This is a genomic window from Alteromonas ulvae (genome assembly GCF_048987005.1).
Lineage (GTDB): Bacteria > Pseudomonadota > Gammaproteobacteria > Enterobacterales > Alteromonadaceae > Alteromonas.
Map to the genome: position 1 here is coordinate 526,298 of NZ_CP185261.1, position 26,977 is coordinate 553,274.

Below are 26,977 nucleotides of genomic sequence, written 5' to 3' on the forward strand. Positions count from 1 at the left end.
AGGTTCACAAGCCGTCTTTGTGTTCACGTTATTTACGCGTCCATCTTAGGCGCTTGGCCCTGTGCTTGTTGCGCACGATTTTGCACATAAGCGGCAAAGATTGCATCGAAGTTTACAGGTGCAAGGTTAAGCGGAGGAAAAGTCCCGCGGTTAACCAAGTTAGAGATGGTTTCACGCGCATAAGGGAAAAGCATATTCGGGCAGAACGAACCAAGAGTATGGGCTTTATTCTGATCCGGCATTTCGCCAATAGCAAAGATACCTGCTTGCTGAACTTCACAAAGAAATGCTGTTTCTTCGCCAAGAGACGCAGTAACGGTTACTGAAAGTACCACTTCAAATACGTTTTCCTCAAGCTTGTTTGTGCTAGTGTCGATATCCAGCTTTATTTCAGGCTTCCACTCTTTGGTATAGATAGCCGGCGCATTAGGTGATTCAAAAGAAATATCTTTAGTGTAAATGCGTTGAATATTAAATTGTGGTCCCTGCTGAGCCTGTTCGCCTGCAGCCTCGCCGTTATTCGTCTGATTTTCGTCAGCCATGATAGTTCCTATATATTTGTCGTTTTATTTTAAATTTAGCGCGTTGCTGTCGTGCTGACGCCTTATGCTAAACCCAGCATTGGATCTAGTTTGCTCGCGGCTTCTAAAGCCATCATCTCGTCACAGCCGCCAACGTGCTGATCATTGATAAAAATCTGCGGTACTGTCCAGCCACCGTTTGCTCGCTCAATCATAACGTCGCGCAATTCAGGCTGCACGTCGATGGGATATTCAGTAAATTCCACACCTTTTTGCGTTAACAGCGCTTTTGCACGATGGCAATACGGGCAATGGCCCTTGGTGTAAAGTTCAACATTGCTCATAAAAGGTTACCTATTATTTTGAAACGGGAAGGCTAGCGCTTTGCCACGCATTCATACCGCCTTTCAATACATTGACATTTGCGAAGCCGTCTTTTTGCATCGCATTTGCTGTACCACGAGCCTGATTACCCATAGCGCATACTATGATAATGGGTTTGTCTTTGCTGTTTTCAAGCTTCTTGAAGTTTTTCTCGCGGAGCTCTTCTGGTTTTATTTGTCTAGCACCGAGTATGTGTCCGGTTTTAAAGTCTTTTGCGGGACGAATATCGAATATCACCGCGTCTTCTTTATTGATTAAAAGCGTTGCTTCGTGGGTACTTAACTCTTTTACTGTCGAGGTGAGTCCGCTGACATAACTAAATATCAACATTGCCACTAACGCCACCCACACACCAGCAAGAACAATATTGTTGCTGGCAAATTCAATTAGTTGATCCATTACTGCTAACCCTGTCTACAGACCTTGAAAAGAGTGCAAAGTATATAGAAAAATCGGCGAGAAACCAGTCTACCGTTATCAGTAACTCGCTTCAGTATTCCCATTTGCTTCAGATGGTTGATATTACGGCGAAATTGAACTGGGATTATGACAAAGCCTCAGATACACTGATTTGGCAATGGATGCTGCGCTTTGTGATTTGTGGCGCGCTATTTTAGTTAAGGAGCGTTTTTAAGATGCTCGACGAGATCATCATTTCAAATTTATACACAGCAATACTTGTTAACAGGATATCTGCACCGCTTTTATGTTTTTAAGAATCGCGCTTTCTCTGCTGTCTTTTTGCTTGCTAATGCTTGTCTCGCCCCTTGGGTGCAGTCAGGACTCTGATCAGGAATCTGGGCAAGCACAACAAAAAGAGCAGCTGGCACAACTACAGGCCGAATTAGTCGCTAGGCAGCAGGTGCTTAAAAATAATAAAGCAAGTGCAGAGGAGCTTGAGGGTGTGCTTAAGCAGTCTGAGCTTGAAATAGCCAAGGTCGCAACAGCATTGAGTAGCACCAAGCGGTCTTTAGATAAGATAAAAGACGAGCAACAGGCACTCCAAAAAGAGCAGAGCGAATTGAAAACCGCGATTCGTCAGCAACAGTCGTTACTTGCCAGTCAGCTTAAAAGCGCCTTTATGGCAGGGCACTACGACTATGCAAAAATGCTGTTTTATCAAGAAGACGCAAAGTCCTTCGAACGCGTCATCACCTATTACCAGTATGTTGCGAAAGCACGTCAAAAAGAAATAGAAACGTTTAGAGATAATGTAGCTCGCTTAGAAGCAGTCAATGAGGAGTTGGTTGAAAAAGCAGAATCGTTAGCGCGCCTTCAAGATGAGCAAGAAAATCAGCGGGCTATCTTGCTGACTCGCCAAAACGATCGCAAAGCCACATTGAATAAGCTCAATCAAACGATTGCGTCAGAAAGCCAACGAATTGCCTCCCTGCAAGCAAACGAAAAAGCCTTAGTGGATGCTATCGAAAAAGCGCGCATTGCGGCAGAGCGAGCGGCAAGAGAAGCGACGATAACGCTAGACGGATTAGCCAAACTAAAAGGTCAGCTCGATTCGCCAGTGAAAGGTCGCATACGCAAGCTGTTTGGAAATAGAAGACAGGGGCAGGTGCGATGGAAGGGAATTGTTATTGATGGCGCCGAGGGCGACCCGGTAAATAGTATTGCCGAGGGTAAGGTGCTGTATGCTGATTGGCTACGCGGTTTTGGGTTGGTCTCTATTGTCGACCACGGTGACGGCTACATGAGTGTGTATGGGCACAATCAAGCGCTTTTAAAGCAGGCGGGAGATGAGGTGCGAAGGGGAGAGCGTATCGCTTTGGTAGGGCGCAGCGGGGGGCAAGAGTTTCCCAATTTGTATTTTGAAATTCGCCATAAAGGAAAAGCAGTTAACCCGACTATTTTCATTAACTAGTTGGGGTTGTGTTAGGTGGCCATGTACTGAGTAGCCGTGTATTAAGTGTCCATGTATCGAGTGACTGGCTGCACGGCTTGTTGTGTCAAATTTATTAATTGGTATGCTAGGTCAACACCGCTTAGCACTTTGCTTAGTGTTAATAACAAGCGCTGGTAAAAACCAGGAACAAATAATAAATCAATGGATATTGTTAGGTGCAAGTGCGTCGTTTTTTAATTAGCTTATCTATAGCGATGAGTGTTGCTATAAGCAGCCTCGCAAGCTTACCTGCTTTAGCAAAGCCTAATATCATTATCATTCTCGATGATCTTGGTTACAGACCTACTGACGTAGCCGCGTTTTCACTTCCTAAAGAGGTGGCGTTTTCTATTCTTCCGCAAACGCCGCTGTCAAAAAGCATTGCTCAACGCGCTGAGAATGAAGGCCGTCCTGTGATGTTGCATATGCCAATGCAAGCTACTAATCACAAGTCCATGGGGCCACTAGGTTTGAGTACAGACATGTTTCCTGGAGCTATTATCCACACATTGCGAAAAGCCATCAAAAGTGTTCCTAATGCAATTGGGGTAAATAACCACATGGGGAGCGCCTTTACCGAGCAAGAAGACGCAATGAAAGCGCTTATGGAAGAAATTAAGCGCCAAGGTTTGTTTTTTGTAGATAGCAGGACAACCGTCTTAACGAAAGCTCAAGCAATTGCTGAGCGGGTGGGGGTGCCAAATGCCAGCCGCCAGATTTTTTTAGATCATCAGCGCAACAGGGCATTCCTCGAACGCCAATTTAAGAGAATGAAAGAGATAGCAAAAGTCAAAGGCTATGTGGTTGTTATCGGTCACCCCCATCCTGAAACTATTGCCTTTTTAAAGCAGGAATTACCCGCTTTAGCAGTTGAGGGCTTTAACTTATTGTCTATCGCTGATTACTTTTCCTACAGCGACCAAAATGACCAATTGTTTGCGACTTACCCTAACGATAGCAGTGTGTCGTCTCCAAACGAGTAGTCGTATATAATCAAACCGGTCAGAACATGGAAAATAATGTGGAAGAAACACACTTGTACCAATTCGATATAAAGTTTAATGCGAAGAAATTTTTCATTTCTTCTGATTTGTTATATTATAACGTCTCTGGCACGCTTTAATTAAGGCAAACATGGCACCTCTTGATGACAATCCAGCGAAATTAGACAAATTAGGCATTTGGGTGTCTGGTCTGTGTGCGCTGCATTGCCTTGCGCTGCCAGTGCTTATTCCTCTGTTGCCGTTGGTTGGCTCAACCTTTTTTGCTCAGGTGTGGTTCGAGAGAACCATCTTGTCATTTTCGTTACTGATTGGAGCAGTGGCCCTCATTAGCGGAGCAATTCGTTACCACGGCCGATATTATCCCCTTCTTTTGCTATTAACCGGTGGCGCTATTTATTGGAATAAAGAGATGTTTGGCGAGTCTTACGAGCCCTTTACTATAGCAGTGGGTGCATTTTTGATTGTGATGGGGCATTGGGTAAACATGCGTCTTTGCCGTCAATGTAAGTGCTGCAAAAATGCTGTGCTGTCTAATCACTTATCTACGCAGGCAAAATAGCCGGTTACCAAGAGGTTTTCAGGCGACCTTGGGCTACTAATCTACCTCAGGAGCTTTAACGCTTTATTTGGAACATTGGTAAATATCCCTGTTACTCCCCATGCCGCTAACTGAAGCATATCTCTGGGTTCATCCACTGTGTACACATAAACGTGAAAGCCATGTGAGCGTGCCTCTTTAACAAAGTCTTGTTCTATTGCGTCTAACGCAATATGCACAGAATAGGCGTTAAGCGCTCTTGCACTTGCTGTGCAGTCCAGTTCATAGCTTGCGGTCAATGCACCAATTTTTACCTCTGGCCACCGAGCGACGATGCCGGCAAGCCAATGGTGGTTGAATGATGAAATAATCACCTGCTCTTCCGCAACTGTGCTTTGTGTAATGGCTTGCTTGGTTTGACTTACCCAGGTGTCGATACACTGAAGATGCTTTATTTCAATATTGCACCAGCGCCCTTGAGGCACAGTGGCTAAGGTACTGCCTAAAGTGGGAATGCACTCACCTTCACCAATGTCTAAGTGGCGTAAGGTTGACCACGGCGTATCGAGCAGATAGCCAGGAGTACGGGCCCGTCGTAGCAGGATCCTGTCGTGAAAAACAATAATGCCGCTTTCGTGTTGATAAGTATCAAACTCAATGCCATCGGCACCTTGTTCGAATGCTAAATTAAACGCCTTAAGTGTATTTTCGGGAGCGTCTTTACTGGCACCACGGTGGGCAAAAATACGCATGACTACTCCTACTCATCTTGTACGTTTGATTGGTGCAGCTTGTGTGCATTTAGTGTTTCGTAAATTGACGCCGAAGTAATAAGAATACCACCAATAAGGGTGCGAAACGTTGGGCTCTCATCAAGCACAATGATAGCAAGTGCTACTCCGTAAAGAGGCTGCATACACGCAATTAGAGAAAAGGTTTTTGCCCGCAAATGGCGTAAAGTCGCAGCAATAAGCGCATGTGGCAGCGCAGTAAAAACAGTACCTAGTAGCAATAGCATAAGCCAGTCGTGGGTTGTCGCCTCACCGATACTATTACTCATGGTAGGCAGTAGTATCGCAATAACGACTAGCGTTTGCCAAGCCATGGCCTTTGCACCGCTATACTGCTTGAAATGTTTGCGATGAATAATATTTCTAAACGCGTACAGAATAGCAGAGCCAATGCCTATCAATACGCCAAGGGTGACTTCATTTTCTAACGAGGTCTCGGGCACAATAAGATAAACGCCGATTATAACGGTGAGGGCCGACACAATGTCTTGCCATACCAACCCTGTTTTTTCAAACAAAGGCTCAATGAGCACGGTTATCACAGGAAAAGTGAAAAGGGCAATCATGCCTATAGACACGCCAGCGTACTGCATGGCCGCAAAGTATGAAATCCAATGCAGTGCCATAAGCACGCCCAGCCCGATAGCAATGAGGTAATCACCGCGAGAGCGAAGCGATAGCTTGTCTTTCGTTAAAATGAGAAATGCAAATAAAGCGATGCAGGCAAAAACAGAGCGTATAAGCGTGATATCGCTTGCACTTAACGGGATAATACGGGAAAAAAGCGCCGTACCACCAAGAAGAACAACAGTAAAATGCAGCGATATCAGGCTTTTTTTAACAGCATCCATACATTAAGCGTCAGTAGTATCGGCACTGCGTTTTGCTGCCATTGGCTCACCGAGACGGGTGACCATACCCGGCACAAGATCTTCAAAATCTATGGTGTCTTTCTCGAAACACACCACAATGGTAGAGCCCAGTTTGAAGCGGCCTAATTCGGCACCTTTTTCTAATTTAACTGAAGCTTCGGTGTCTTGCTCGTAAGTCCAGTGCTGCACATTTTGACCCGCTGGTGGTGTAACCGTGCCCGCCCACACCGTCTCAATACTGGCCACAATAGTAGCACCAACAAGTACCATTGCCATTTTACCCACCGGCGTATCAAAAATAGCGACGACACGCTCGTTTCGGGCGAATAATCCAGGTATGTTTTCTGCGGTCAATGGATTTACTGAAAATAGGTCGCCAGGAACATAAATCATATCGGTAAGGGTGCCTTCAACAGGCATATGAATACGATGATAGTCTCGTGGTGCTAGATAAATAGTGGCAAACTTACCGTTCTTGTAAGGCGCGGCGATATCGGGCTTGCCACCTAGTAATGTCGTTAGGCTAAAGTTGTGTCCCTTTGCTTGAAAGATACTGTCGCTTTTAATATCGCCAAATTGACTGACGGTTCCATCTACCGCATGGATAAGCACATTGTCGTTATCGTCGATAGTGCGTGCTTCAGGTTTTAATGGGCGCGTGAAAAAAGCATTAAAGCTTCGATAATAAGAAGGGTCTTCGTGCAAGGCTTCTGACATATCCACATTATACTGCTTTATAAAAAGCTTAATTAACGACGTGGTTACGCTACCCATTTCTGCTTCAGCAAGCTTTCCCACCAAGCGTGAAATGAGGTGCTTTGGGGTGACATACTGTAAATTAACTTTAAGCCAATCTAACACTAAAAATTCTCCAATTTTCTAAAAGGGCCCTTCTACGGGGGGATTGTATCTTATGTTGCGCTACGACGAACTACTTAAAGAGTATGAATGCTTCCAAGTCGATATAAGTGCATAACTGAAGGTTTTGACATCAGCGCTTTTTATGCCCCCGGAGGCTGACTGTGACTCGGCCGATTTTCTTCCATCGAGACTAAAATTCGATGATAGCTTTCAAAGCGTTCTGTACTTATTTCGTTTTCTTCAACCGCTTTTCTTATTAAACACCCCGGGTCATTGAGGTGCTTACAGTCTCTAAACTTACACCCGCCAAGGTAATCTCTAAATTCAACAAATCCCCAGGTGATGCGTTCGTTAGGAATATGCCAAAGCCCAAACTCTCGCACCCCAGGAGAATCTATTAAGTCTCCACCCGCAGGAAGATGGAGTAGTTTTGCTGTTGTGGTCGTATGCTGCCCCAATCCAGAGTTATTAGAAATTTCGCCGGTGAGTTCATCCGCGTCAGGTAACACCTGATTGATTAGGCTCGACTTACCCACGCCAGACTGGCCAACAAATACGCTTATATTATTATTTAAATAATCGTTAAGCGCTTCAATACCCTCGCCAGTTTCACAGCTGGTGTAAAGCACTTCATAACCCAGTTTTTCATAGGTGGTAAGCTGATTTGCTACCGCAGTTCGTTCTTCGTCGCTAAGTAGCTCAACTTTATTAATCACTATGAGTGGTGTTATGCCGATGTCTTCGCAGGCAACAAGATAGCGGTCAATAATATTGGTTGAAAGCGAGGGCAAAATAGCGCTCACTACAATAATTCTATCTATGTTTGCAGCGATGGGTTTTACGCCGTCATAAAAGTCGGGGCGGGTCAGTACGGAATGTCTATCTTTGACAATTTCAATCACACCGTTTACGCCGGTGTCAGTAGTATCACCTTTACTAAAAAAGACTTTGTCTCCACACACTACAGATTCCACCGTGCGGCGAATGTGACAGCGTGAAATACTGCCGCTAATGTCCTCTACATCGGCATGCTTGCCGAAGCGACCCACGACAGTGCCGCTCAGTAGGGCACTTTCATCTGGTGTTGAGGATGACGAGTTTGCGTGTTTTTCTTGTAAGCGTCTGCTGCGGTTAGTTGCAACTTGACGCTTCTGTCTTTGAGTAAGTTTTGGTTTTTTCGCCACGATTATTTTCTAGTTTCACGTATACTAATGCAATGATAACGCTTGTAGGGCATGGTTGCCATGCCTGTAACGCAGAGAGGAATGATATGAGTAAAGATAACAGTAACCTTGTTTGGATAGACATGGAGATGACAGGGTTAGATCCCGAAACGTGTGTGGTTATGGAGATTGCTACCATTGTGACTGACGCACAGTTAAACATCCTTGCCGAAGGGCCTGTTATTGCCGTTCACCAGAGTGATAGCGTGTTAGATACCATGGACGAGTGGTGCACGCGAGTGCATGGCGAAAGCGGCTTAACAAAGCGTTGCCGAGAGAGTACGGTGAGCGAGAGCGAGGCTGCTGAGCAAACCATAGCGTTTTTGCAGCAGTGGGTTGATGCGGGTAAATCGCCACTATGTGGAAATACCATAGGGCAAGACAGACGCTTTATGGTGAAATATATGCCAGAGCTTGAAGACTACTTTCATTATCGCAGTATCGATGTAAGCACGATTAAGGAACTTACACGTCGCTGGAAGCCTGAGATATTATCTGGTTTTGATAAAAAAGGCGTTCATCTTGCTCTAGACGATATTCGCGAATCTATTGAAGAGATGCGGTATTACAGAGAGAAAGTGTTTGCGATTTAAGCACTCAAGGGCACAGGCACTAAAAAAGTAGAATAAAAGGTTGCGTTACCCCAAAATTTTTGTAAAATGCGCACCACTTCAAACGAAGTGCCTTTTTGTTGCGGGAATAGCTCAGTTGGTAGAGCACGACCTTGCCAAGGTCGGGGTCGCGAGTTCGAGTCTCGTTTCCCGCTCCAAATTTAAATCTAACTAACGGGTAAACCGTCAGTTAGTGAGTGCGAAAAGCGCGACCCCATGAGAGCCCGCGACCGAGTGTCGGCCAGTTGGCGAGTCTCGTTTCCCGCTCCAAATTTAAATCTAACTAACGGGTAAACCGTCGGTTAGTGAGTGCGAAAAGCGCGACCCCATGAGGGCCCGCGACCGAGTGTCGGCCAATTGGCGAGTCTCGTTTCCCGCTCCAAATTCAAATCTAACTAACGTAAAGTAAATTGCGCTGGTTTTCAAAAAGATGCATTAGCATCGACTCTATGCGGGAATAGCTCAGTTGGTAGAGCACGACCTTGCCAAGGTCGGGGTCGCGAGTTCGAATCTCGTTTCCCGCTCCAAATTCAAATTTAATTAACGAGTTAAAACGTTAGTGAGTGCGAAAAGCGCGACCCCTTATGGGCCCGCGACCGAGTGTCGGCCAGTTTGCGAATCTCGTTTCCCGCTCCAAATTCAAATTTAATTAACGAGTTAAAACGTTAGTGAGTGCGAAAAGCGCGACCCCTTATGGGCCCGCGACCGAGTGTCGGCCAGTTTGCGAATCTCGTTTCCCGCTCCAAATTCAAATTTAATTAACGAGTTAAAACGTTAGTGAGTGCGAAAAGCGCGACCCCTTATGGGCCCGCGACCGAGTGTCGGCCAGTTTGCGAATCTCGTTTCCCGCTCCAAATTCAAATTTAATTAACGAATTAAAACGTTAGTGAGTGCGAAAAGCGCGACCTCTTGTGGGCCCGCGACCGAGTGTCGGTAAGTTTGCGAATCTCGTTTCCCGCTCCAAATTCAAATTTAATTAACGAATTAAAACGTTAGTGAGTGCGAAAAGCGCGACCTCTTGTGGGCCCGCGACCGAGTGTCGGTAAGTTGTAAATCTTGTCTCCACTCCATCCTCTTATATCTCAATGTTATAAACTGACGTCAAGTTTATCCACATCTAATGCATCAACATGCATCATGTCATGCCTTTTTTTGGTGCATTAACAATGCCATTTTCGCTGTTCTTCGCGTTTTGCGTGCTCTATCTCTGCTTAAGCTGCAGCTGGAGTTCGGAAACTCACCTCTATTGCACAAATATGGAGCAGCCAAGGCTTTGCATTGATGATTGTTTGCATATTAAATGGATTTTTGTAAATAAGTATGCATAATCCCCCGGCTTTGATGGGCTGTTACAGTGCAAAAGTAAACAGATAATAGGCACAGTGCTTGCTAAAACATCAAGAGTATAAAGGTAAATAAAGTAAAATTTCTGGGTAAAACCAGACAACAATAATAGTACCGCACGTGAGCACGTCAATTTTGCTTGTTGTCGGGGTACGTATAATCAGTCTTATTGCCTGTAGCTATCATTAAGAATAGTGGCTTGAACAGACAAGAAAACATTCGGAGAAACACACATGGCTTTTGATTTGTCAAAGCGCAATAACCTTTCTGTACTAGCATTTGCCGTATCTTCGGCATTGGCAGTAAGTGCAGGAGCAGTTCAGGCTCAGGATGAGACAGAAGTTAAAGAACGGGAAGTCGAAAAAGTAGTGGTAACCGGTTCTCGTGTTGCGCAAGATTCATCATTAAGTGCCGCAAGTCCAGTGCTTGCTATTAGCGCCGGTGATGTCAAAACCTCAGGTCAAATCGACCTAGGTGCCATGCTGCGTGAGTCTCCACAGCTACAGGCATCACTTCCTGGCTCATTTTCAGCGTTTAGCGGTACGCCACTAGGTGCAAGTTTATTAGACTTGCGTAACCTAGGGAGTGAAAGGACCCTTGTAATGGAAAATGGTCGCCGCCACGTTTCAGGTATTGAAGGAACAGGCTCAGTTGATGTTAATGCCCTTTCTACTGCACTGCTTCGCAATGTAGAAGTGTTAACCGGTGGTGCGTCTGCGGTATACGGTGCCGATGCGGTTACCGGTGTAGTTAACTTCAATATGCGCGACGGCGCATCTTTTGATGGCTTGGAGGTTCGCACCCAAACCGGTGTTACTGATGATGGTGATGCTAATGAATTCTTCTTGTCACTAGCGAACGGTTTTACCAGCGATCGTGGAGACCTTGTGTTTGCGGTAGAATACCAAGAGACTAGCCCTGTATTTGCCCGCGACAGAGACTTTGCTGGCTCTGGTCTTTTTTCCCAGGTACCAAATAGAGCGGCAACACAGCAGGCATTTGGTGTAGACGCCCGCTTTAGTAATACATGGGTGCCTGACTATCGCCTGCCTATTTCTAGTGATCGTGGTGTAATATCCCTTACTGGAGGCGCGTTTAATGATGTAGCGAATTCCGGTGGTACGCTAGGATGCTCTACTATCGGTTCACAAATGGTCCCAACGTGTCAGGTTGTCGGTGAAAATGGCAACCTTCGTGCGTATAACCCGGGCGATGTGTATGTTGGTGCATTTGATGCAAGCGGAGGGGATGGTGTTCCCGGGTCGCCTGACGCCGAATTAATTTTGCCTGAATCTAAGCGTCTTTTAGTGCAAGCAGTGTCTAACTATGAAGTAAATGAATTTATCAACTTCTTTGTGGATGCCAAGTTTGTTTCAAGTGAAACTAAAGAAACCAACCAAGTTAACGGTTTCAACGATGATATTCCGATTTCGTTAGACAACCCGTTCATCCCCGCGGCGCTATTGTCGCAAGTAAATCAGCTAACTGCGGAAGGCGAAAGCGTTAGCCTTGCGATGTCTCGTGACGTACTTGATTTTAACGCTACCGCAAATCCTGAAGCTGAGAGAAAAACGTTTCGTATTGTGACTGGCTTTAACGGGTATATTCCCAACACTGAATTAGAATATGAAGTGTTTTATAACTACGGTCGTACCGATGCTGATATTACCTCTAGAGTTCGCCTTGAAGATCGTTACTTCGCTGCTATCGATGCCGTAACAGACCCTTCAACGGGCGAAACAGTGTGTCGTTCAGACCTAGATGGTTCGATATTGCCACCTACTTCACCGTTCCCCAATGTTAATAGTAACTTTGGGTTTCTTACCTTCCAACCCGGTGACGGCAGGTGTGTGCCCGTTAATTTGTTTGGAAAAGATTCAGTAAGCGCCGAAGCTGCTGCGTTTATTTTCCAACCTGCCACGAACCAAAACGAAATTGAACAAGAGAACTTCCTTGCTGTTATTTCGGGTAACTCTTCTGATTTATTTGAACTGCCAGCGGGTCCAGTATCGTTTGCGTTAGGGTATGAATGGCGTCGCGAAACAAGCTCGTTTACACCAGACCCTTTTTCTGCATCTGGTCTCACATTTAACACACTAGATTCACGCAGTGGACCGGTGAACCCATCAAATGGTCAATATGATGTGTCTGAGTACTTTGCTGAAGCAACTATTCCTTTACTAGAAGGAATGGATTTTGCCGAGCGTCTTGAGCTTCGTACTGCCTATCGTAGTTCAGACTATGACCCTTATGGAACTCATGATGCATGGACAGTAGGTTCAGTATGGTCTCCTGTTGACACCTTTAGTGTGCGTACTACTTATTCTGAAGCAGTTCGCGTTCCGAACATTAACGAAGCATTTGCGCCTACATTCGCAGCAACCCTTGGTGCAGGTGACGATCCGTGTAACCAAAACTTTATTGAAGCAGGTTCAGAGTTCCGCGAAGCAAACTGTATTGCATTGATCGGCGACAGTGTTGCTGACGGTACGTATGAGTCAACTAACTTCTTGTCGGCATTTGTTGCTGGAACCACTGGTGGTAACCCAGATTTATCGCCGGAGGAAGCTGAAACGATTACCGTGGGTACTGTGTGGAAGCCGGCAGGCGAGTTTAATGGGTTATTTGATGGATTAGTATTCACATTAGATTATTACAACATTCAAATTGATGGTCTTATCGATAGCCTAACTGGTTTCGACATAGCGTCTAATTGTGTAGATGCACCAACGATCAACAATCAGTTCTGTGCTGCGGTAGATCGAAATGCAACAAATGGAACTATTTCTAACTTCCGCTCTGGGTTTATCAACTTAGCAGCAGTGGAAACGTCAGGAATCGACTTCCGCATTGATTATGGTTTTGACTTAGCAAAATTAACCGATACTGACTCTCGCGTGAATTTTACTCTTAACGGCACGAACTTTCTTAAAAACGAAGAAGTACGTGACGTATCAGCACCGGATGAAGTGACCGACGTGCTAGGGACATTTAGTCGTCCAGAATGGATAGTAAACATGAACGTTGATTATCTCATTGGCGACTTTGTTGTTGGATGGCGAGGACGCTATGAAAGTTCGCAACTGCTGCTGGGCTTAGAGAACCAAGATATTGAAAACAATCCTGACTTTGTGAGCATTTCATCTACAGGTTCAGCGTTAGTTCACGACTTTTCTGTATCTTATACCTTCGACGATTCACTAGAAGTGTATGGTGGTGTTAATAATGCGTTCGAAGAAGACCCGTATTTAGGTACGCTTTCTCGTCCAGCTGGCCCTCGAGGACGTTTCTTCTTCATTGGTCTTAATTACGACATGTAAGCTAGATAAGATAAATAGCAGCCCCGCCACGAAAGTGCGCGGGGCTTTTTTTGTCTCATTGCTTTTAACCGAATCAAGCGCTACTCTTGCTGGTCTAACCAGATGTGTGCGTGCTGTCACAAGATGTCAGCTCAATTTTTAACACATGGGTATAACGTTGCTGCGGAACACTGAATACTATGTCTAAAAACTATGTACTAAACACCTATAATAAATTTTTAAAACTTCCTTTCGGTAAAAAGCTGTTCAGTTGGTACTCTGCTCGAAGAGCGCCTTATTTTTCTACAGTGTCGCCTTTAATTACCCACATCAGACCTAACTTCTGCGAAGTAAAGATTAAAAAACATAAAGCAGTACAAAACCATATCGGCACAGTGCACGTTATTGCAATTTGTAACGGGCTAGAAATGGCGATGGGTTTTATGTGCGAGGCATCTATTCCAAAACATTTGCGGTGGATACCTAAAGGAATGGAAGTGAAGTACCCAGCAAAAGCCGATTCCGATATACGCTGTGTTGCTGAAGTACCAGAAGATGCGTGGATGCCCGGTAACCTGCCTATTCCAGTAAAAGCGTACAACAATGAGGGCACTGTAGTGGTCGATGGAACTATTACCGTGTGGGTAAGTGAAAAACGATAAAAATACGTTTCATCAACTGTAATAAAGAGGGCCGTAATTACGGCCTTTTCTGTCTTCAAAACACGTTCATATATTAAGTTTTTACTACTGTCTATTTTCAGTTTGACAGCCGCCATAAACCAAACTAAACCTATCGATAGATGTCGAATAAATAGTCAATTGCATAGCTGAGCACATGGTTAACTATGCCAGCTACCACCAAGCTAACACGTGTTGAACGAGGTGAATATGGCGGTTATTACGAAACAGCAAGTCGTGGGTAAAGTGTTCGTCGATAAAAAAAACTATCCGTATGGGTTCGCCCGTTCTGGTGATTTTTCTATTTCAGAGAGCAAACTTCTGCAAACTACAGGGGGGTTATTTGCAGCACTTGTCGATGGGCACATTACGCCCGAAAACGATGAAGAACAATCCTACCTTGAATCAGCATTAGGCCATCGCGAGCCGGCAACGCCTCAAGAAAGAGTGTGGTTAAAGTATCAACGGCGCATCAATCGACCGAAAACCGCCAGTATTTATGGTTCTCAAAAGCCAGTCATTGAAGACTCCGACGATGCAAGCGACACTGAGATAAGCGATAATAGCGACCTTGATGTGGACATAATAGACTAACCGTAAAGGTGCAACTCGTTATTAGTCAGGTTGGCATATCTATCCTAAAAAATGTTAAATCATTGTGAATGGGTATCCTAATATTCGTTTGATAAACCATTTAATCGAAATAAATATCCTAATAATCCCCTTTATTGGGATATATATCTCACTTTTCCTCAATTTAGTGTTTTATCTTCCTATTAGCTTCGATATAGTCCGGACATCGTCAGCGAACGTTGACAATACCTAACCTTTTACGGGAGATACAACAGTGAAAATGATGTCGGGCGCAGCCATGGTGGTTGAAGCGCTAAAAGATGTAGGAGTGACCCATGTGTTCGGCTACCCAGGTGGAGCCGTACTAGACATTTACGATGCGTTGTATGCGCAAGAAGATGTCAAACATGTCCTCGTGCGTCATGAACAGGCAGCCGCACACATGGCGGATGGGTACGCACGTTCAACTGGCAAAACCGGCACCGTTCTCGTTACCTCAGGTCCAGGTGCAACCAACACGATAACCGGTATCGCCACAGCTTATATGGATTCAATCCCTATGGTTGTGCTGTCAGGGCAAGTACCGTCTATGCACATTGGTGAAGACGCATTCCAAGAAACTGATATGGTCGGGTGCTCGCGCCCTATCGTTAAGCACAGCTTTCTCGTGAAGCGTTCAGTGGATATCCCAGAGGCGATTGCTAAAGCCTATTATATTGCAAATACCGGTCGACCTGGTCCTGTAGTGGTTGATTTACCAAAAGACTTGGTGAGTGTTGCAGATGAACATCCTTATGTATTCCCAAGCGATGTCACTATGCGTTCATATAACCCCACTGAAAAAGGCCACCCAAAGCAGGTTAAAAAAGCGGTAGAGTCACTACTTAAGGCCGAGCGCCCAATTCTTTATGTTGGCGGTGGTGCAGTAGCATGCGATGCATCAAGCAAAGTGATTGAATTGGCGGAAAAACTAAATGCCCCTGTAACCTGTACGCTTATGGGTTTAGGTGCAATGCCAGGCACGCACAAGCAGTTTATCGGTATGCTGGGCATGCATGGCACCCTTGAAGCCAACAAATCGATGCATAATGCCGATTGTATTATTGCATTGGGCGCGCGATTTGATGACCGCGTGACAAACAATGTGGACAAGTTCTGTCCCCACGCAGACATTATTCATGTCGATATCGACCCTGCGTCAATCTCAAAAACCGTAAACGCACACATTCCTGTTGTGGGCTCGGTAGATAAAGTATTAGATCAAATTCTTAGCCAAGTAGATAAGAAAGATTTATCGCATCAAACAGAGAAGCTTGCCGATTGGTGGGAACAAATTGCAACATGGCGTGCAAAGGCCTGTTTGAATTACGAGCAAGGCGAGGAAGTCATAAAGCCTCAGCGCGTTATCGAGACATTGTATAAACATACCGATGGAAAAGCGTTTGTGAGTTCAGATGTTGGCCAGCATCAAATGTTTGCGGCACTGTATTATCAATACGACAAACCTCGCCAGTGGATAAATTCAGGTGGCCTTGGCACCATGGGCTTTGGCTTGCCAGCGGCAATGGGGGTTCAGTTTGCTCACCCTAAAGCCACATCGGTAGTAGTCACCGGTGACGGTAGTATTCAAATGAATATTCAAGAGTTGTCTACCTGCTTGCAGTACAACCTACCGATTAAGATTATTTCGTTGAACAACCGTGCCCTTGGAATGGTTCGCCAATGGCAAGACATGATATATAAAGGTCGCCACTCGCATTCCTACATGGATTCTATGCCTGACTTCGTTAAGCTTGCCGAGGCCTATGGGCATGTTGGTATTAAGGTCGACAAGTTAGAAGATTTAGATGCAGCGATGGAAAAGTGCTTTAGCTATACCGATCGTCTTGTATTTATGGACATTGCCATCGACCAAAACGAACACGTATATCCAATGCAAATTAAGTACGGCGCCATGGATGACATGCGCTTGAGCAAGACGGAGCGAACCTGATGAAACGCATTATTTCAGTATTAATGGAAAACGCACCCGGCGCACTATCACGTATTGTTGGTGTATTCTCACAGCGTGGGTATAACGTTGACTCGTTATGTGTAGCGCCCACAGACGATTCAAGCTTATCTCGATTAACTATTATCACCCACGGGGATGATAAGGTGATAGAGCAAATCACTAAGCAGGTGAACAAGCTTATAGACGTACTTAAAGTGGCTGATTTAACGGAAAATACGCATATTGAGCGTGAATTGATGTTAATTAAGGTCGCTACTCGTACAGAGTCAGTGCGCGCGGAAGTGAAGCGTAACTCCGATATATTTCGTGGTCGCATTCTCGATGTGAATGCCAACAACTACACCATTGAGATTACCGGTACTACCGACAAGCTCGACGCGTTTGCCGCTACAATGGGGCAATGTGCTGAGGTGATCGAGTCTTCAAGAACCGGCGTGTGCGGTTTAGCCCGGGGTGATAGGGCACTTCGCCCCTAGGGCTCCATGCCCACAGCTGCTATTTCCGACGCTAAAACTCAATAAATAGAAGGCCAGTCGATAAAGCTGGTCTTTTTTTGCTGCCTCAAAACGTGTCGAATACCTTAATTGCCTGAATTATCACCATAGTATGCTTCTATTCTAAGGGCCACACCCCAAGACGGTGAAAAGTTTTCTTCGCGAAGTAACAGCACGAAGGGCTCTACATCGAAATACAACCAGTCTCTAATCGTGTTAGAGCGCCATCTTAATCCACTGTAAATCTCCTCTACACGATAGGTTGGCTGACTGAGTCCCTCTACCATAAAGTGAGGAATTAACGCGTTGTGACTGTTTATAGAGTAAAGGTGCTGAATTTCATGTCGCCAAAACCAGTCGTTGGTTTCATCTCGATAAAAAAAACGGTTATTTTGTCTCACTAGATGTTGTGGGCTAAGATCGTACTGAAAAGCTGCTCCTATCTCCGCGCCAAGCCTGTCTCTCGTAAAGTAATACACCTCAGCATCATACAGCATGGCCCATTTATTGGTGAAAGCTAGGGCATCCCGATACCTTGCTCGTGTATAAAGTTGGTCACGTCGCCCAGCGCCTACTCTAAAAGAATAGTGGGAATTTTGGTCTGGGCGAAAACGCAGAGCAATGGTGGTCTGGTCGCGATTATTATTGCCAGTATCCCTAGCAGCCCGAATCGATGAATCTTGGGTTTCGTCTTCATTATCACTTAATAAAAGGTCTACGCGCTCCTCAAGGGCAGGGAGTTTTACGCGGATCCTAAAGCGTACGTCTGTGTCTGCAAAATCTCCAGAACGAGGTTCCCAAGCAAGCTGAACACGACCCTCGGCGCGTGCTTGTTCACCGAACTGTTTGGCACCTGTATCGCTACTGTGAAACCATCCATCAAACTGCTTTACGGTAAAATCCATGGAATCAGTAAAACTGCGCTGCCAAATATCAAACCACTGCTCGTCAAAATGATGTTCATGAACGTTATTGAGCTCATTGGACTGATAAGTTTGTTGGCTGACGCTATGTTGTGCTTGCCCGTGGTTACTTATCGCATTTACATCACGTTTGGCCGTCTCTATGTTCGTTTGTAGCGGCGAAAAGTTGACAAGCATTAGGTGACATAACACAGTTACCGCACAGGTCATTAATGACTAACCCCTTGTTAGCAGTCGTGATGTTAGGTGCTTAAGTTAGCAAACCTTTGTCATACAAAGAATGAAACGGGAAGTACAAAACGTCAATGATTATTCGATAAGATAAATATTCAGGTGAAAGGAACGGCTCTCAGTGGCATACTGATGCTATTGATGTTGGGGAGATAATGTTTATGGGTGGAATTAATATTTGGCAGTTGCTGATAATACTGGTTATTGTGGTGTTACTTTTTGGTACAAAGCGCCTTAAAGGTATCGGCACCGACCTAGGTAGTGCTATTAAAGGTTTCAAAAAAGAAATCACTGAAGACGATAAAGATGCAGATTTTGACCAAAAAAAACAGGTTGAAGAGCAGCGCACTGCTGACTCAGTATCCACAAAAACAGAAAGCGACGTTAAAGATAAGTCCTGATGTTTGATATTGGCTTTTGGGAGTTATTGGTTATCGGCGTTCTGGCCTTGCTCGTGTTAGGACCAGAACGGTTACCCGGTGCCATGCGCTCTACTATTAACACTATTCGCGGCGTGCGCAATATGGCAACTGGCTTTAAGCAAGAAGTTGAGCATCAATTGCGCGTACACGAGTTGCATGAAAATCTTAAGAAAGCGGAACAGCAAGGGCTTAAAGATCTCTCACCAGAACTTGAAAAAAGTGTTGATGAGTTGAAAAAAGCGGCTGAGTCGGTTCAAGAACCCTATAAAAAGCAGTAGATGTCTGACGCTAACAACTTACTATCTCATTTAATTGAATTACGTAGCAGAATTCTTAAGGCGCTATTAAGCGTACTGGTGGTTTTCTTGTGCTTGGCTGCGTTTGCGCAAGATTTGTATCAGCTTTTGGCCATGCCGCTTTTAAATGCAATGCCTGAAAATGCCACAATGATTGCCACTGACGTTGCCTCACCTTTTTTCGCGCCCTTTAAACTTACCTTGGTGCTGTCCTTTTTTATTGCCATTCCGTACGTGCTTTATCAAGTGTGGGGCTTCGTGGCGCCAGGTCTTTATCGCAATGAAAAGCGTTTGGTGGCACCACTGCTGCTATCAAGCACGTTACTCTTTTACGCGGGTATGGCCTTTGCGTATTTTGTTGTTTTTCCCATTGCCTTTGCGTTCTTCACGAGTGTGGCTCCTGAGGGCGTTACGGTAAGCACCGATATTTCAAGCTACCTCAATTTCGTGTTAAAGCTGTTCTTCGCTTTTGGTGTGTCCTTTGAAATACCTATTGCCATCATTCTTTTATGTTGGACCGGTATAACAGATGCCAAATCATTGCGTGCTAAACGACCGTTTGTCGTGGTAGGTGCGTTTGTAGTGGGTATGCTGCTTACCCCGCCGGACATTATCTCACAGACTTTATTGGCTATCCCTATGTGGTTTTTATTTGAAGTGGGCGTGGTTATAGGTGGGCTTTACGCGCGTAAGCCTAAGGATGTTAACGCATCAGAGCAGGACGAAGAAGAAAACAAACGTTCAGGCGATGTTTAGTTCATTAATACCAAAAGGAATAAAAATGAAATCACGAGCCATTACTTTGATCTCGTTATTAGCAGCATTAGGCATATTTTCAGTGCAAGCTGAAAGTATCGGCAAAGCCATCGAGAAATGTCGCAGCACTGAAGACAGCTTAAAGCGCCTAATGTGTTTCGACCGTATGGCAAAGTCGATAAGTCAATACAACGATGTTGATATGCAGATAAGTGATGTACAAGCGATTCCAAAAGCTAATCCAAAGTCACCTACTGCCACTAAAGTACCAGCGGTAAGTCCTTCCGCTGCTGCTGCGCCTCATAAAATGGAAGAAATAGATCCTAAAGCGTCTTTCGGATTGTCCAAAAAACGTACCCCCGTCGATGAGGTCTCTGAAGTGGCGTTAACTATTGCCGAATTGTCTAAAGGTATCCGTGGAGAGCAAGTGATTACATTTAGTAATGGTTCACAATGGCAACAAGTTGACACCGCATTTTTGAAGTTAGAGACAGGTCAGAGCGTGACCATTGAAAAGGGCCTTTTTGGCACATTCTTTTTAGGGGTAGAAGGCCTAAATACGCGTTTAAAAGTAAAACGACTTAAGTAAATGACGCTATTTGATGCTGGTGTTAATTTACTAGACAGGCGCTTCAATGCCAGTGAGGTGATTCAACGTGCCTTTGAGGCAGGTGTTGAGAAGTTATGCGTTATTACTACTCACCCTGATGAATGGGAGCCTGCTTATCAGCTGTATCTCAAGTTCCCTGATATTCTGTGTTATACCATGGGCGTGCATCCGCACCATGCAAAAGACGTTACTGATCAATCATTAATATTACTTGAGCAGTTAGCACAGCGTGAAGGGTGTGTGGCTATAGGCGAGTGTGGCTTAGATTTTAATCGCAACTTTTCTGCACAAGACACTCAGTTATCGGTGTTTGAGGCACAACTTGCAATTGCAGTAAAACTGCAGAAGCCGGTTTATCTGCACGAGCGCGATGCGTTTGAACCACAGATGGAGCTGTTAACTCACTATATTCCTCAGTTACCAGGCGGTATCGCTCATTGTTTTACCGGCACAGTCGAACAGGTTGACGCGTATTTAGCTCTCGGCTTATACATAGGAATTACGGGGTGGCTGTGTGACGAAAAGCGTGGTGGAGCGCTTAGGGAAGCTGTGAAAAATATTCCTAAAGACAGGCTTATTTTCGAAACTGATGCCCCCTATCTTTTTCCCAAAACGTTAAGACCAAGACAGCGAAATAATGAGCCAGCCTTTTTGCCTCATATTGTCGAGCAGGTCAGCAAAATGTTAGCGCTGTCCGAAGATCAGCTAAGCAAGTACAGTTATGCTAATAGTTGTACTTTGTTTTCCCTTAGCTAAGCGCGATTGCTATGCAGACTCGCACGGAAAAACTTCGCAACCATGATATAGGTTTGTTGGTAACGGCCATCATTGCTGTCGTGCTTTTTATATCGCTTTTTTTAAATATATCTCCGAATTCGTTGCAGTCCCCGCATTATTCACAGTTAAAATATCGTTTTGCGTCATCTGACGAGCTTAACTTTGAGAATGTCGCTCAAGTATCTGATAATCAATGGATACCAACTGCATCACCCGTTAACTTGGGAATGAGTGACAAAACAGTGTGGTTTTCAATGGTCATTGCGCCTACTCAAAGCCCAGATAGCAAATACCTATTGCATATCGACTATGCCCTATTAGATGAACTCGATGTAGGCATATACGAAAACATTAGTTCAGCGCCCCTTTTTTACTACTCAGCGGGAGATAAACAAACAGCGAAAGATCGCCCATTTCAGCACGTAAAGCCGCTTTTCCCGTTACCGTCGAGCCAGTTTTCACAGCGCGTCTTTATTAGAGTAAAAACGTCGGGCACCATTCGGGTGCCTGTGTATATTTGGAAAGAAAGTGAGTTTATTCAGTTTACCGCCAATCGCAATGCAGCATTAGGTGTATTCTTTGGAATACTGATTGCGATGGGAATAAGCAATTTGTTTCTCACTGTTACGACAGGAAGTAAGTCATTTTTTCTCTACTCCGGCTACGTTTTTTGTTTAGCCCTCACCATTGCAACACTTCAAGGCTATGGTTTTACTTATCTTTGGTCTGGAAGCCCTTGGTTTCAAGGTAAAGCAGCAGTCATTTTTGCCAGTGCTACCATCATGTTTGGCAGCATGTTTACCCGTAGTCTATTACCCATAAAGAAATACAGTCTTCTCCTAGACAAAATAATGCGCGGCATTGGTTGGCTATGTGGGGCAAGTATAGTTGCCAGTGTGTTACTGCCATATTCAATTATGATCAAAATTTTCTTGGTGGCCTTAAGCCTCATCGTCTCCTTTACATTGCTATTAGGGGCGTGGATGGCTACTAAGGGGGAGGTAATTGCTCGATACTTTACTATTGCCTGGGGTTTTCTACTGATAAGTGCGTTAGCGGCAAGTTTTGACAACTTAAACCTCATCCACTTGCCGTTAACGTCTAATACGTTACTCATTATAGGTGGTGCGGTTGAAACACTTATTCTGGCGCTAATTCTTGCTATTAATTTTAGTCACAGTAGAGATACGTTAATAAACGCTAAGCAATTTGCATTAGAGCAAGAGAAACAGGCCAATACGGCCAAAGAGCACTTGCTTATCATGCAGCGGCGTCATCAAGAAGATTTAGAATACAAAGTTGAAGAGCGTACTTTAGAGCTTGAGGTAACGTTGCGCGAGCTCTCTGAAGTGAATCAAGAGCTAGAAAGACTCAACGCGGTGGACCCCCTGACCGGTGCACACAACCGGCGACACTTTGACAAAAGCTTGCGCGCACAGGGGCGGCGAAGCCGCCGAGAACAGATCCCCCTGTCGTTGATCATTCTCGACATTGATCACTTTAAGCAAATTAATGATAAATTTGGTCATGATGCCGGTGACGAATGTTTGAAGCATCTGACGAAACTTTTTCAAACGCATATTCACCGCCCCAGCGATGATTTATGTCGAATTGGTGGAGAAGAGTTTGCTGTTATATTGCCCAACACCGATATTGAGGGCGGAAAGTTCATTGCTGAAAGCTTACTAAGAGCATTGGCTTCTGAGCCACTAGTTTATGAGGGAGATGAAATACACCTTACCGCCAGCGCGGGTGTGGCGACTGCTATTATGCATGATGAAGGCCAGGCTCAACACCTATTTAGACTCGCCGACTCTATGTTGTACCAAGCAAAACAGGGTGGGCGAAACAAAGTAATATCTCAACAACTTCAGGAGCAACTATGACCACTTCGTTTCCAAATCGCAGAATGCGTAGACTTCGAGCCAAAGATGCCCTGCGTGGACTCGTTGCTGAGAGTACACTTTGCGTAGATGATTTGATCTATCCCGTGTTTGTCTTACCTGGGCAAGACTCACGAGAGGCTGTGCCTTCTATGCCAGGTGTAGAGCGTCTTTCTCTCGATCTTTTATTGGTAGAAATGAAAAAATGGGTTGCGCTGGGAATTCGCACGTTTGCGCTTTTTCCAGTAACGCCAATGACCCTAAAAACAGACTGTGCAAAAGAAGCGTTTAACCCTGATGGTTTAACGCAAATGGCCCTTCGCGCTATTAAGAACGCATATCCAGACGTGTTGTTAATGTCTGATGTCGCTCTCGACCCATTTACTTCTCATGGTCAAGATGGCCTCATTGATGCCGCGGGGTATGTGGTTAACGATGAGACTGTTGAGGTATTGGTAAAGCAGGCTTTATCCCATGCTGAAGCCGGTGCTGATATTGTTGCCCCATCGGATATGATGGACGGACGCATTGGACAAATTCGTCAGGCGCTGGAAAGCAATGGCTATGTTAACACGTGTATTATGGCTTACTCAGCTAAGTATGCATCGTCCTATTACGGACCCTTTAGGGATGCCGTCGGCTCAGCTGCTAATATTAAAGGCGGCAATAAAAAAACCTATCAAATGGATCCTGCAAATTCAGATGAAGCCATTCATGAAATTGCCCTAGATATTGAAGAGGGCGCAGACATGGTAATGGTAAAGCCAGGCATGCCGTATTTAGATATTGTGCGTCGTTGCAAAGATGAATGTAAAGTGCCTACGTTTGCCTATCAAGTGAGTGGCGAGTACGCCATGCATCAGGCGGCCTTTGCTAATGGTTGGTTAAACGAAGATGAGGTAGTGCTTGAATCATTATTGGCATTCAAGCGAGCTGGCGCCGATGGTATTTTGACTTACTTTGCCCCCAAAGCGGCAGAGTTGTTGCTCAATGCATAATACGGTGATAGCAGTATGGCGGAAATAGCACGCCCAGAGCTGCACTGTAAACATAGATGAGCCAAGTTCAATCATTGGGCATGAGTATAAACAAAAAGAGCTGGCTTCAAAAACCGGCTCTTTTGTTACGACTAACACGTGCTAAACAGCGCTTATTACGAACAAACCAGTTCACAGCCTGCTTTGTGCTGCAGCCAGCATTCATTGGCTAATTCGGCGTTAATCAAAGGGTGAGACTTCAACCAACCTTCCGGAAAGGTAAGCGTCCACTTATCACCTTCACACAGCAATTTTACATCGGGAATATGCTTATTTTGTCTGCGCAAACACAGCACTACGGCTATACGTAAAACCCGAAGCAGTCCTTTAAGCATAGGGCGATAATCTTGGTGATAATCATCAAATATTTCACTGGCAACATTTAATCGATGCTGAGACACAAGCTCTCTAATTGCTGAGCGCTGCAAACGGGTAAAGCCTGGCAAATCGATATAACTGAGAATATAAGCACCATGTTCATGATGGCGCTTGTATTCAATATGTAAGCCAATTTCGTGAAGCTCAGCCGCTGCGCCTAAAATCGTTTCAGTATCGAGGTGACAAATATTCTGTTGGCCGCATAGTTGATAGCATAGCGAAAGTGCCACTTGTTTTACCGTAGCGGCATGAGCAGTGTCAATATGGTAGCGCTGTTTGGTTTGATTCAGTGTTTGCTGGCGACGGTCGTTGTCGGTGACATTGTCCAACATGCCATAGATAAGACCCTCTCGTAGGGCGCCACCTGATATGTTCATATACTTGATATCGAGGGCTTCAAATAAGCTAATAAGAATGGCAAGCCCTGAGGGAAATATTGCCTTTCTGCTTTCCTCTAACCCCTCGATAGTGAGTTGGTCGATAGAACCGCATTCAACACATTGTTTTTGCAAATGGTAAAGGTAATCTAATCGAATAGCATCGCTGATCCCTTGAGCCACTAATATTTCAGTTATCGCCTGGGGCGTACCTGAAGCGCCAAGACAGTTTTCCCAATCGAAGCATAAAAAGGCATTGGATACCTGATCAATAAGGGCGTGGGCAGCTTTCTTGGCATTGTCAAAGTTTTCGTCGGTTATGCTTCCCCCATGGAAATAGCGTTCCATAAAGGTGACGCAACCCATGTCTAAGCTTTTTAGATGAATGGGCTGCATATCATTACCAATAATGATTTCAGTACTCGCACCACCAATATCAATAACTAAGCTGTTGCCTTGATTAGCCGATGTATAGGCTACACCTAGATATATCTGCCTGGCCTCTTCTTCGCCACTGATAACGTTGAGTTTATGATTGAGGATCTCTTCGGCTTTGCGCACAAAAATATGTGCATTGGTTGCAAGACGCAGTGTTGCAGTTGCGACCACTTTGATGTTTGAAGAGGGAATATCTTGTAGTCTTTCAGAGAATACTTGTAGGCATTTCCAACCGCGCTCCATGCTTGTGTCGTCAAGCAATAATTGTTCATCAAGCCCTGCCGCTAAACGCACCTTCTGCTTGATTTTACCAATGATTTGAACGCTTCCATTTACCACATGAACGATTACCATGTGAAAACTATTAGAGCCTAGGTCAACGGCGGCATAATACTCGCCGTAGGTTTGGGCATCGTGCTGGAGTTCTGCCTGCATAGTGTCTCGTGTTTTATTTACTTGTATTTCGTTGCTGGGGCTTGCCGCGCCCACGGCCATTTCCTCTACGAGAAGAATTTCGATTATTAGGAACTCGCTTCTTCCGTGGTTTAGGCGGCGTAGTGTCATCTAATAAGGCGGTTCTGTCGTAATCTGTTACTGGAATAGTGGCATGAATATATTTTTCAATCGCAGGTAAATTAAGTGCGTATTTTTCACATGCGAAGCTAATAGCAATGCCGCTTCTTCCTGCACGTCCGGTACGGCCAATACGGTGAACGTAATCTTCGGCATCGTCGGGCAAGTCGTAGTTAAACACGTGCGTTACTGCATCAATATGTAACCCACGAGCTGCTACGTCGGTAGCAACCAATATGTCTAATGCGCCCTTGGTGAAGTCTTCTAAAATACCAAGGCGTTTCTTTTGGGGAACATCGCCACTTAATAAACCCACACGATGTCCGTCTGCGGTCAGCCAATCTGTCACTTTCTCGCAGCTGTGCTTGGTATTGGCAAACACAATGGCTTTTTCTGGCCACTCTTCCTCAAGCAACGTGAGAAGCAGTAACATCTTATCGTCATCTGACGGATAAAATAGCTCTTGGCTTACGCGGCTCGCAGTAGTCTGTTCAGGTGCGACTTGCACATGAGTAGGGTTATTCATATGCTCATAAGCCAACTCTTGTACGCGATAGCTTAAGGTTGCTGAGAACAGCATGCTGAGTCTTTCGTTAGCAGATGGCATACGACGGAATAAAAAGCGGATGTCTTTTATAAAGCCTAAATCAAACATACGATCGGCTTCATCGAGCACGGCAACTTGGATATTATCCAGCGAGAATACATCCTGTTTATAGTAATCCAGTATGCGTCCTGTCGTGCCAATAATTATATCCACCCCTTCTTCTAGGGTTTCACGTTGACTTTGGTAACCTTCGCCCCCATAAATCAACCCTAACGATATTCCAGTGTGCTCACTGAGCAGTTTGGCATCGTTATATATTTGCACAGCAAGTTCTCGTGTAGGTGCCATAATGATGGCACGTGGACCATCTAATTTGCTGTTACTTGAGTTTTCTGCTTTGCTTAGCAGGTAATGGAATGTAGCGACCAAAAACGCAATGGTTTTTCCAGTGCCCGTTTGAGCTTGGCCGGCAATATCGAGGCCTTCTAGTAACGGGGGCAGTGCAAGTGCCTGAATTGGTGTACAATGCGAAAAATTCTCTGCCGTCAAGGCGTCGACGACTTTGCTGTTGATCGGCAGGTCAGAAAAATGAGTTTCAGTTAAATGAGTAGGCATAGCTTATAGCT

Annotated in this window: 26 protein-coding genes and 2 tRNA genes; 18 read left to right on the plus strand and 10 right to left on the minus strand. The window is 45.0% G+C overall.

Annotated elements, in window-relative coordinates; translation table 11 throughout:
- Positions 1-32 precede the first annotated feature (32 nt).
- The 3 genes from secB to ACOJR9_RS02190 all read right to left on the minus strand — a co-directional run bounded on the left by secB (position 33) and on the right by ACOJR9_RS02190 (position 1,304).
- Positions 33-542, minus strand: a complete 510-nt coding sequence (secB, locus tag ACOJR9_RS02180; protein WP_420934788.1) for a protein-export chaperone SecB — start codon at positions 540-542, stop codon at positions 33-35.
- Positions 543-604: 62 nt separating this feature from the next.
- Positions 605-865, minus strand: a complete 261-nt coding sequence (gene grxC / locus ACOJR9_RS02185) for a glutaredoxin 3 (protein ID WP_032095457.1) — start codon at positions 863-865, stop codon at positions 605-607.
- Between the two features lie 13 nt (positions 866-878).
- Positions 879-1,304, minus strand: coding sequence for a rhodanese-like domain-containing protein (locus ACOJR9_RS02190; protein ID WP_420934789.1), 426 nt, complete (start codon positions 1,302-1,304; stop codon positions 879-881).
- A gap of 307 nt (positions 1,305-1,611) precedes the next feature.
- On the opposite strand from ACOJR9_RS02190, the gene ACOJR9_RS02195 reads away from it, so the two are divergent.
- The 3 genes from ACOJR9_RS02195 (at position 1,612) to ACOJR9_RS02205 (ending at position 4,362) form a co-directional block, all read left to right on the plus strand.
- The gene (locus tag ACOJR9_RS02195) at positions 1,612-2,778 is read left to right on the plus strand and encodes a murein hydrolase activator EnvC family protein (RefSeq protein WP_420934790.1); all 1,167 of its coding nucleotides are present in this window, start codon (positions 1,612-1,614) and stop codon (positions 2,776-2,778) included.
- Between the two features lie 203 nt (positions 2,779-2,981).
- Positions 2,982-3,782, plus strand: coding sequence for a divergent polysaccharide deacetylase family protein (locus ACOJR9_RS02200; protein WP_420934791.1), 801 nt, complete (start codon positions 2,982-2,984; stop codon positions 3,780-3,782).
- 151 nt (positions 3,783-3,933) lie between these two features.
- Complete coding sequence (locus ACOJR9_RS02205) at positions 3,934-4,362, plus strand: MerC domain-containing protein (protein ID WP_420934792.1); 429 nt, start codon at positions 3,934-3,936, stop codon at positions 4,360-4,362.
- A gap of 41 nt (positions 4,363-4,403) precedes the next feature.
- Here the strand turns inward: ACOJR9_RS02205 and ACOJR9_RS02210 are convergent, their stop codons facing one another.
- The 4 genes from ACOJR9_RS02210 to rsgA form a co-directional block, all read right to left on the minus strand.
- The gene (locus ACOJR9_RS02210) at positions 4,404-5,093 is read right to left on the minus strand and encodes a glycerophosphodiester phosphodiesterase (protein ID WP_420934793.1); all 690 of its coding nucleotides are present in this window, start codon (positions 5,091-5,093) and stop codon (positions 4,404-4,406) included.
- Between the two features lie 8 nt (positions 5,094-5,101).
- Positions 5,102-5,983 (minus strand): DMT family transporter, encoded by an 882-nt coding sequence (locus ACOJR9_RS02215; protein ID WP_420934794.1) that lies wholly within the window; start codon positions 5,981-5,983, stop codon positions 5,102-5,104.
- 3 nt (positions 5,984-5,986) lie between these two features.
- Positions 5,987-6,865: an archaetidylserine decarboxylase gene (gene asd, locus ACOJR9_RS02220; protein ID WP_420934795.1), complete on the minus strand. Its 879-nt coding sequence runs from the start codon at positions 6,863-6,865 to the stop codon at positions 5,987-5,989.
- A 140-nt stretch (positions 6,866-7,005) separates the two neighbouring features.
- A complete protein-coding gene (rsgA, locus tag ACOJR9_RS02225) occupies positions 7,006-8,049 on the minus strand; it encodes a small ribosomal subunit biogenesis GTPase RsgA (protein WP_420934796.1) in 1,044 nt (347 codons plus the stop codon).
- 86 nt (positions 8,050-8,135) lie between these two features.
- On the opposite strand from rsgA, the gene orn reads away from it, so the two are divergent.
- The 8 genes from orn (at position 8,136) to ilvN (ending at position 17,085) form a co-directional block, all read left to right on the plus strand.
- Positions 8,136-8,681, plus strand: coding sequence for an oligoribonuclease (gene orn, locus ACOJR9_RS02230; protein ID WP_420934797.1), 546 nt, complete (start codon positions 8,136-8,138; stop codon positions 8,679-8,681).
- 100 nt (positions 8,682-8,781) lie between these two features.
- Positions 8,782-8,857, plus strand: a tRNA-Gly gene (locus tag ACOJR9_RS02235).
- Positions 8,858-9,150: 293 nt separating this feature from the next.
- Positions 9,151-9,226: transfer RNA gene (locus ACOJR9_RS02240), tRNA-Gly, on the plus strand.
- Positions 9,227-10,276: 1,050 nt separating this feature from the next.
- The gene (locus ACOJR9_RS02245; RefSeq protein WP_420934798.1) at positions 10,277-13,363 is read left to right on the plus strand and encodes a TonB-dependent receptor domain-containing protein; all 3,087 of its coding nucleotides are present in this window, start codon (positions 10,277-10,279) and stop codon (positions 13,361-13,363) included.
- A 179-nt stretch (positions 13,364-13,542) separates the two neighbouring features.
- Entirely contained in the window at positions 13,543-14,004 is a 462-nt protein-coding gene (locus ACOJR9_RS02250; protein WP_420934799.1) for a hotdog fold domain-containing protein, read from the plus strand.
- Between the two features lie 228 nt (positions 14,005-14,232).
- Positions 14,233-14,616: a DUF413 domain-containing protein gene (gene maoP, locus ACOJR9_RS02255; protein WP_420934800.1), complete on the plus strand. Its 384-nt coding sequence runs from the start codon at positions 14,233-14,235 to the stop codon at positions 14,614-14,616.
- 253 nt (positions 14,617-14,869) lie between these two features.
- On the plus strand, positions 14,870-16,588 hold the full coding sequence (locus ACOJR9_RS02260) for an acetolactate synthase 3 large subunit (protein ID WP_420934801.1): 1,719 nt from the start codon (positions 14,870-14,872) through the stop codon (positions 16,586-16,588).
- Positions 16,588-17,085, plus strand: coding sequence for an acetolactate synthase small subunit (gene ilvN, locus ACOJR9_RS02265; protein WP_032095445.1), 498 nt, complete (start codon positions 16,588-16,590; stop codon positions 17,083-17,085). The genes ACOJR9_RS02260 and ilvN overlap by 1 nt, the downstream gene beginning before the upstream one ends.
- 104 nt (positions 17,086-17,189) lie before the next feature.
- On the opposite strand, the gene ACOJR9_RS02270 is transcribed toward ilvN, so the two are convergent.
- Positions 17,190-18,236: a hypothetical protein gene (locus ACOJR9_RS02270; protein WP_420934802.1), complete on the minus strand. Its 1,047-nt coding sequence runs from the start codon at positions 18,234-18,236 to the stop codon at positions 17,190-17,192.
- 182 nt (positions 18,237-18,418) lie between these two features.
- Between ACOJR9_RS02270 and tatA the strand changes: the two genes are divergently transcribed.
- Genes tatA through hemB form a run of 7 tightly spaced genes read left to right on the plus strand, consistent with a single transcriptional unit; the run spans position 18,419 to position 23,999 of the window.
- On the plus strand, positions 18,419-18,658 hold the full coding sequence (gene tatA, locus ACOJR9_RS02275; RefSeq protein WP_420934803.1) for a twin-arginine translocase TatA/TatE family subunit: 240 nt from the start codon (positions 18,419-18,421) through the stop codon (positions 18,656-18,658).
- Positions 18,658-18,957 (plus strand): Sec-independent protein translocase protein TatB, encoded by a 300-nt coding sequence (gene tatB, locus ACOJR9_RS02280; RefSeq protein ID WP_420934804.1) that lies wholly within the window; start codon positions 18,658-18,660, stop codon positions 18,955-18,957. The genes tatA and tatB overlap by 1 nt, the downstream gene beginning before the upstream one ends.
- Entirely contained in the window at positions 18,958-19,731 is a 774-nt protein-coding gene (gene tatC, locus ACOJR9_RS02285) for a twin-arginine translocase subunit TatC (protein WP_420934805.1), read from the plus strand.
- Between the two features lie 25 nt (positions 19,732-19,756).
- Positions 19,757-20,320 (plus strand): hypothetical protein, encoded by a 564-nt coding sequence (locus tag ACOJR9_RS02290; RefSeq protein WP_420934806.1) that lies wholly within the window; start codon positions 19,757-19,759, stop codon positions 20,318-20,320.
- The gene (locus ACOJR9_RS02295; protein WP_420934807.1) at positions 20,321-21,097 is read left to right on the plus strand and encodes a TatD family hydrolase; all 777 of its coding nucleotides are present in this window, start codon (positions 20,321-20,323) and stop codon (positions 21,095-21,097) included.
- Between the two features lie 11 nt (positions 21,098-21,108).
- Positions 21,109-23,004, plus strand: a complete 1,896-nt coding sequence (locus ACOJR9_RS02300) for a sensor domain-containing diguanylate cyclase (protein ID WP_420934808.1) — start codon at positions 21,109-21,111, stop codon at positions 23,002-23,004.
- On the plus strand, positions 23,001-23,999 hold the full coding sequence (hemB, locus tag ACOJR9_RS02305; protein ID WP_420934809.1) for a porphobilinogen synthase: 999 nt from the start codon (positions 23,001-23,003) through the stop codon (positions 23,997-23,999). Before ACOJR9_RS02300 ends, hemB begins: the two co-directional genes overlap by 4 nt.
- Before the next feature lie 155 nt (positions 24,000-24,154).
- Here hemB and ACOJR9_RS02310 read toward each other — a convergent pair whose 3' ends face one another.
- Together ACOJR9_RS02310 and rhlB are read right to left on the minus strand one after the other, a co-directional pair.
- Complete coding sequence (locus tag ACOJR9_RS02310; protein ID WP_420934810.1) at positions 24,155-25,666, minus strand: guanosine-5'-triphosphate,3'-diphosphate pyrophosphatase; 1,512 nt, start codon at positions 25,664-25,666, stop codon at positions 24,155-24,157.
- 13 nt (positions 25,667-25,679) lie between these two features.
- A complete protein-coding gene (rhlB, locus tag ACOJR9_RS02315; RefSeq protein ID WP_420934811.1) occupies positions 25,680-26,966 on the minus strand; it encodes an ATP-dependent RNA helicase RhlB in 1,287 nt (428 codons plus the stop codon).
- Positions 26,967-26,977 lie beyond the last annotated feature (11 nt).

Excerpts from the sequence above, each read along its gene's own strand:
- ACOJR9_RS02245 (WP_420934798.1), top strand. The coding sequence starts at position 10,277 with ATGGCTTTTGATTTGTCAAAGCGCAATAACCTTTCTGTACTAGCATTT.
- ACOJR9_RS02295 (WP_420934807.1), top strand. The coding sequence starts at position 20,321 with ATGACGCTATTTGATGCTGGTGTTAATTTACTAGACAGGCGCTTCAAT.
- tatC (WP_420934805.1), top strand. The coding sequence starts at position 18,958 with ATGTCTGACGCTAACAACTTACTATCTCATTTAATTGAATTACGTAGC.
- ACOJR9_RS02290 (WP_420934806.1), top strand. The coding sequence starts at position 19,757 with ATGAAATCACGAGCCATTACTTTGATCTCGTTATTAGCAGCATTAGGC.
- hemB (WP_420934809.1), top strand. The coding sequence starts at position 23,001 with ATGACCACTTCGTTTCCAAATCGCAGAATGCGTAGACTTCGAGCCAAA.
- ACOJR9_RS02215 (WP_420934794.1), bottom strand. The coding sequence starts at position 5,983 with ATGGATGCTGTTAAAAAAAGCCTGATATCGCTGCATTTTACTGTTGTT.
- ACOJR9_RS02270 (WP_420934802.1), bottom strand. The coding sequence starts at position 18,236 with ATGACCTGTGCGGTAACTGTGTTATGTCACCTAATGCTTGTCAACTTT.
- maoP (WP_420934800.1), top strand. The coding sequence starts at position 14,233 with ATGGCGGTTATTACGAAACAGCAAGTCGTGGGTAAAGTGTTCGTCGAT.
- grxC (WP_032095457.1), bottom strand. The coding sequence starts at position 865 with ATGAGCAATGTTGAACTTTACACCAAGGGCCATTGCCCGTATTGCCAT.
- ilvN (WP_032095445.1), top strand. The coding sequence starts at position 16,588 with ATGAAACGCATTATTTCAGTATTAATGGAAAACGCACCCGGCGCACTA.
- ACOJR9_RS02250 (WP_420934799.1), top strand. The coding sequence starts at position 13,543 with ATGTCTAAAAACTATGTACTAAACACCTATAATAAATTTTTAAAACTT.
- tatB (WP_420934804.1), top strand. The coding sequence starts at position 18,658 with ATGTTTGATATTGGCTTTTGGGAGTTATTGGTTATCGGCGTTCTGGCC.
- ACOJR9_RS02310 (WP_420934810.1), bottom strand. The coding sequence starts at position 25,666 with ATGCAGGCAGAACTCCAGCACGATGCCCAAACCTACGGCGAGTATTAT.
- tatA (WP_420934803.1), top strand. The coding sequence starts at position 18,419 with ATGGGTGGAATTAATATTTGGCAGTTGCTGATAATACTGGTTATTGTG.
- ACOJR9_RS02210 (WP_420934793.1), bottom strand. The coding sequence starts at position 5,093 with ATGCGTATTTTTGCCCACCGTGGTGCCAGTAAAGACGCTCCCGAAAAT.
- orn (WP_420934797.1), top strand. The coding sequence starts at position 8,136 with ATGAGTAAAGATAACAGTAACCTTGTTTGGATAGACATGGAGATGACA.
- ACOJR9_RS02300 (WP_420934808.1), top strand. The coding sequence starts at position 21,109 with ATGCAGACTCGCACGGAAAAACTTCGCAACCATGATATAGGTTTGTTG.
- ACOJR9_RS02190 (WP_420934789.1), bottom strand. The coding sequence starts at position 1,304 with ATGGATCAACTAATTGAATTTGCCAGCAACAATATTGTTCTTGCTGGT.
- secB (WP_420934788.1), bottom strand. The coding sequence starts at position 542 with ATGGCTGACGAAAATCAGACGAATAACGGCGAGGCTGCAGGCGAACAG.
- ACOJR9_RS02195 (WP_420934790.1), top strand. The coding sequence starts at position 1,612 with ATGTTTTTAAGAATCGCGCTTTCTCTGCTGTCTTTTTGCTTGCTAATG.
- ACOJR9_RS02205 (WP_420934792.1), top strand. The coding sequence starts at position 3,934 with ATGGCACCTCTTGATGACAATCCAGCGAAATTAGACAAATTAGGCATT.
- rhlB (WP_420934811.1), bottom strand. The coding sequence starts at position 26,966 with ATGCCTACTCATTTAACTGAAACTCATTTTTCTGACCTGCCGATCAAC.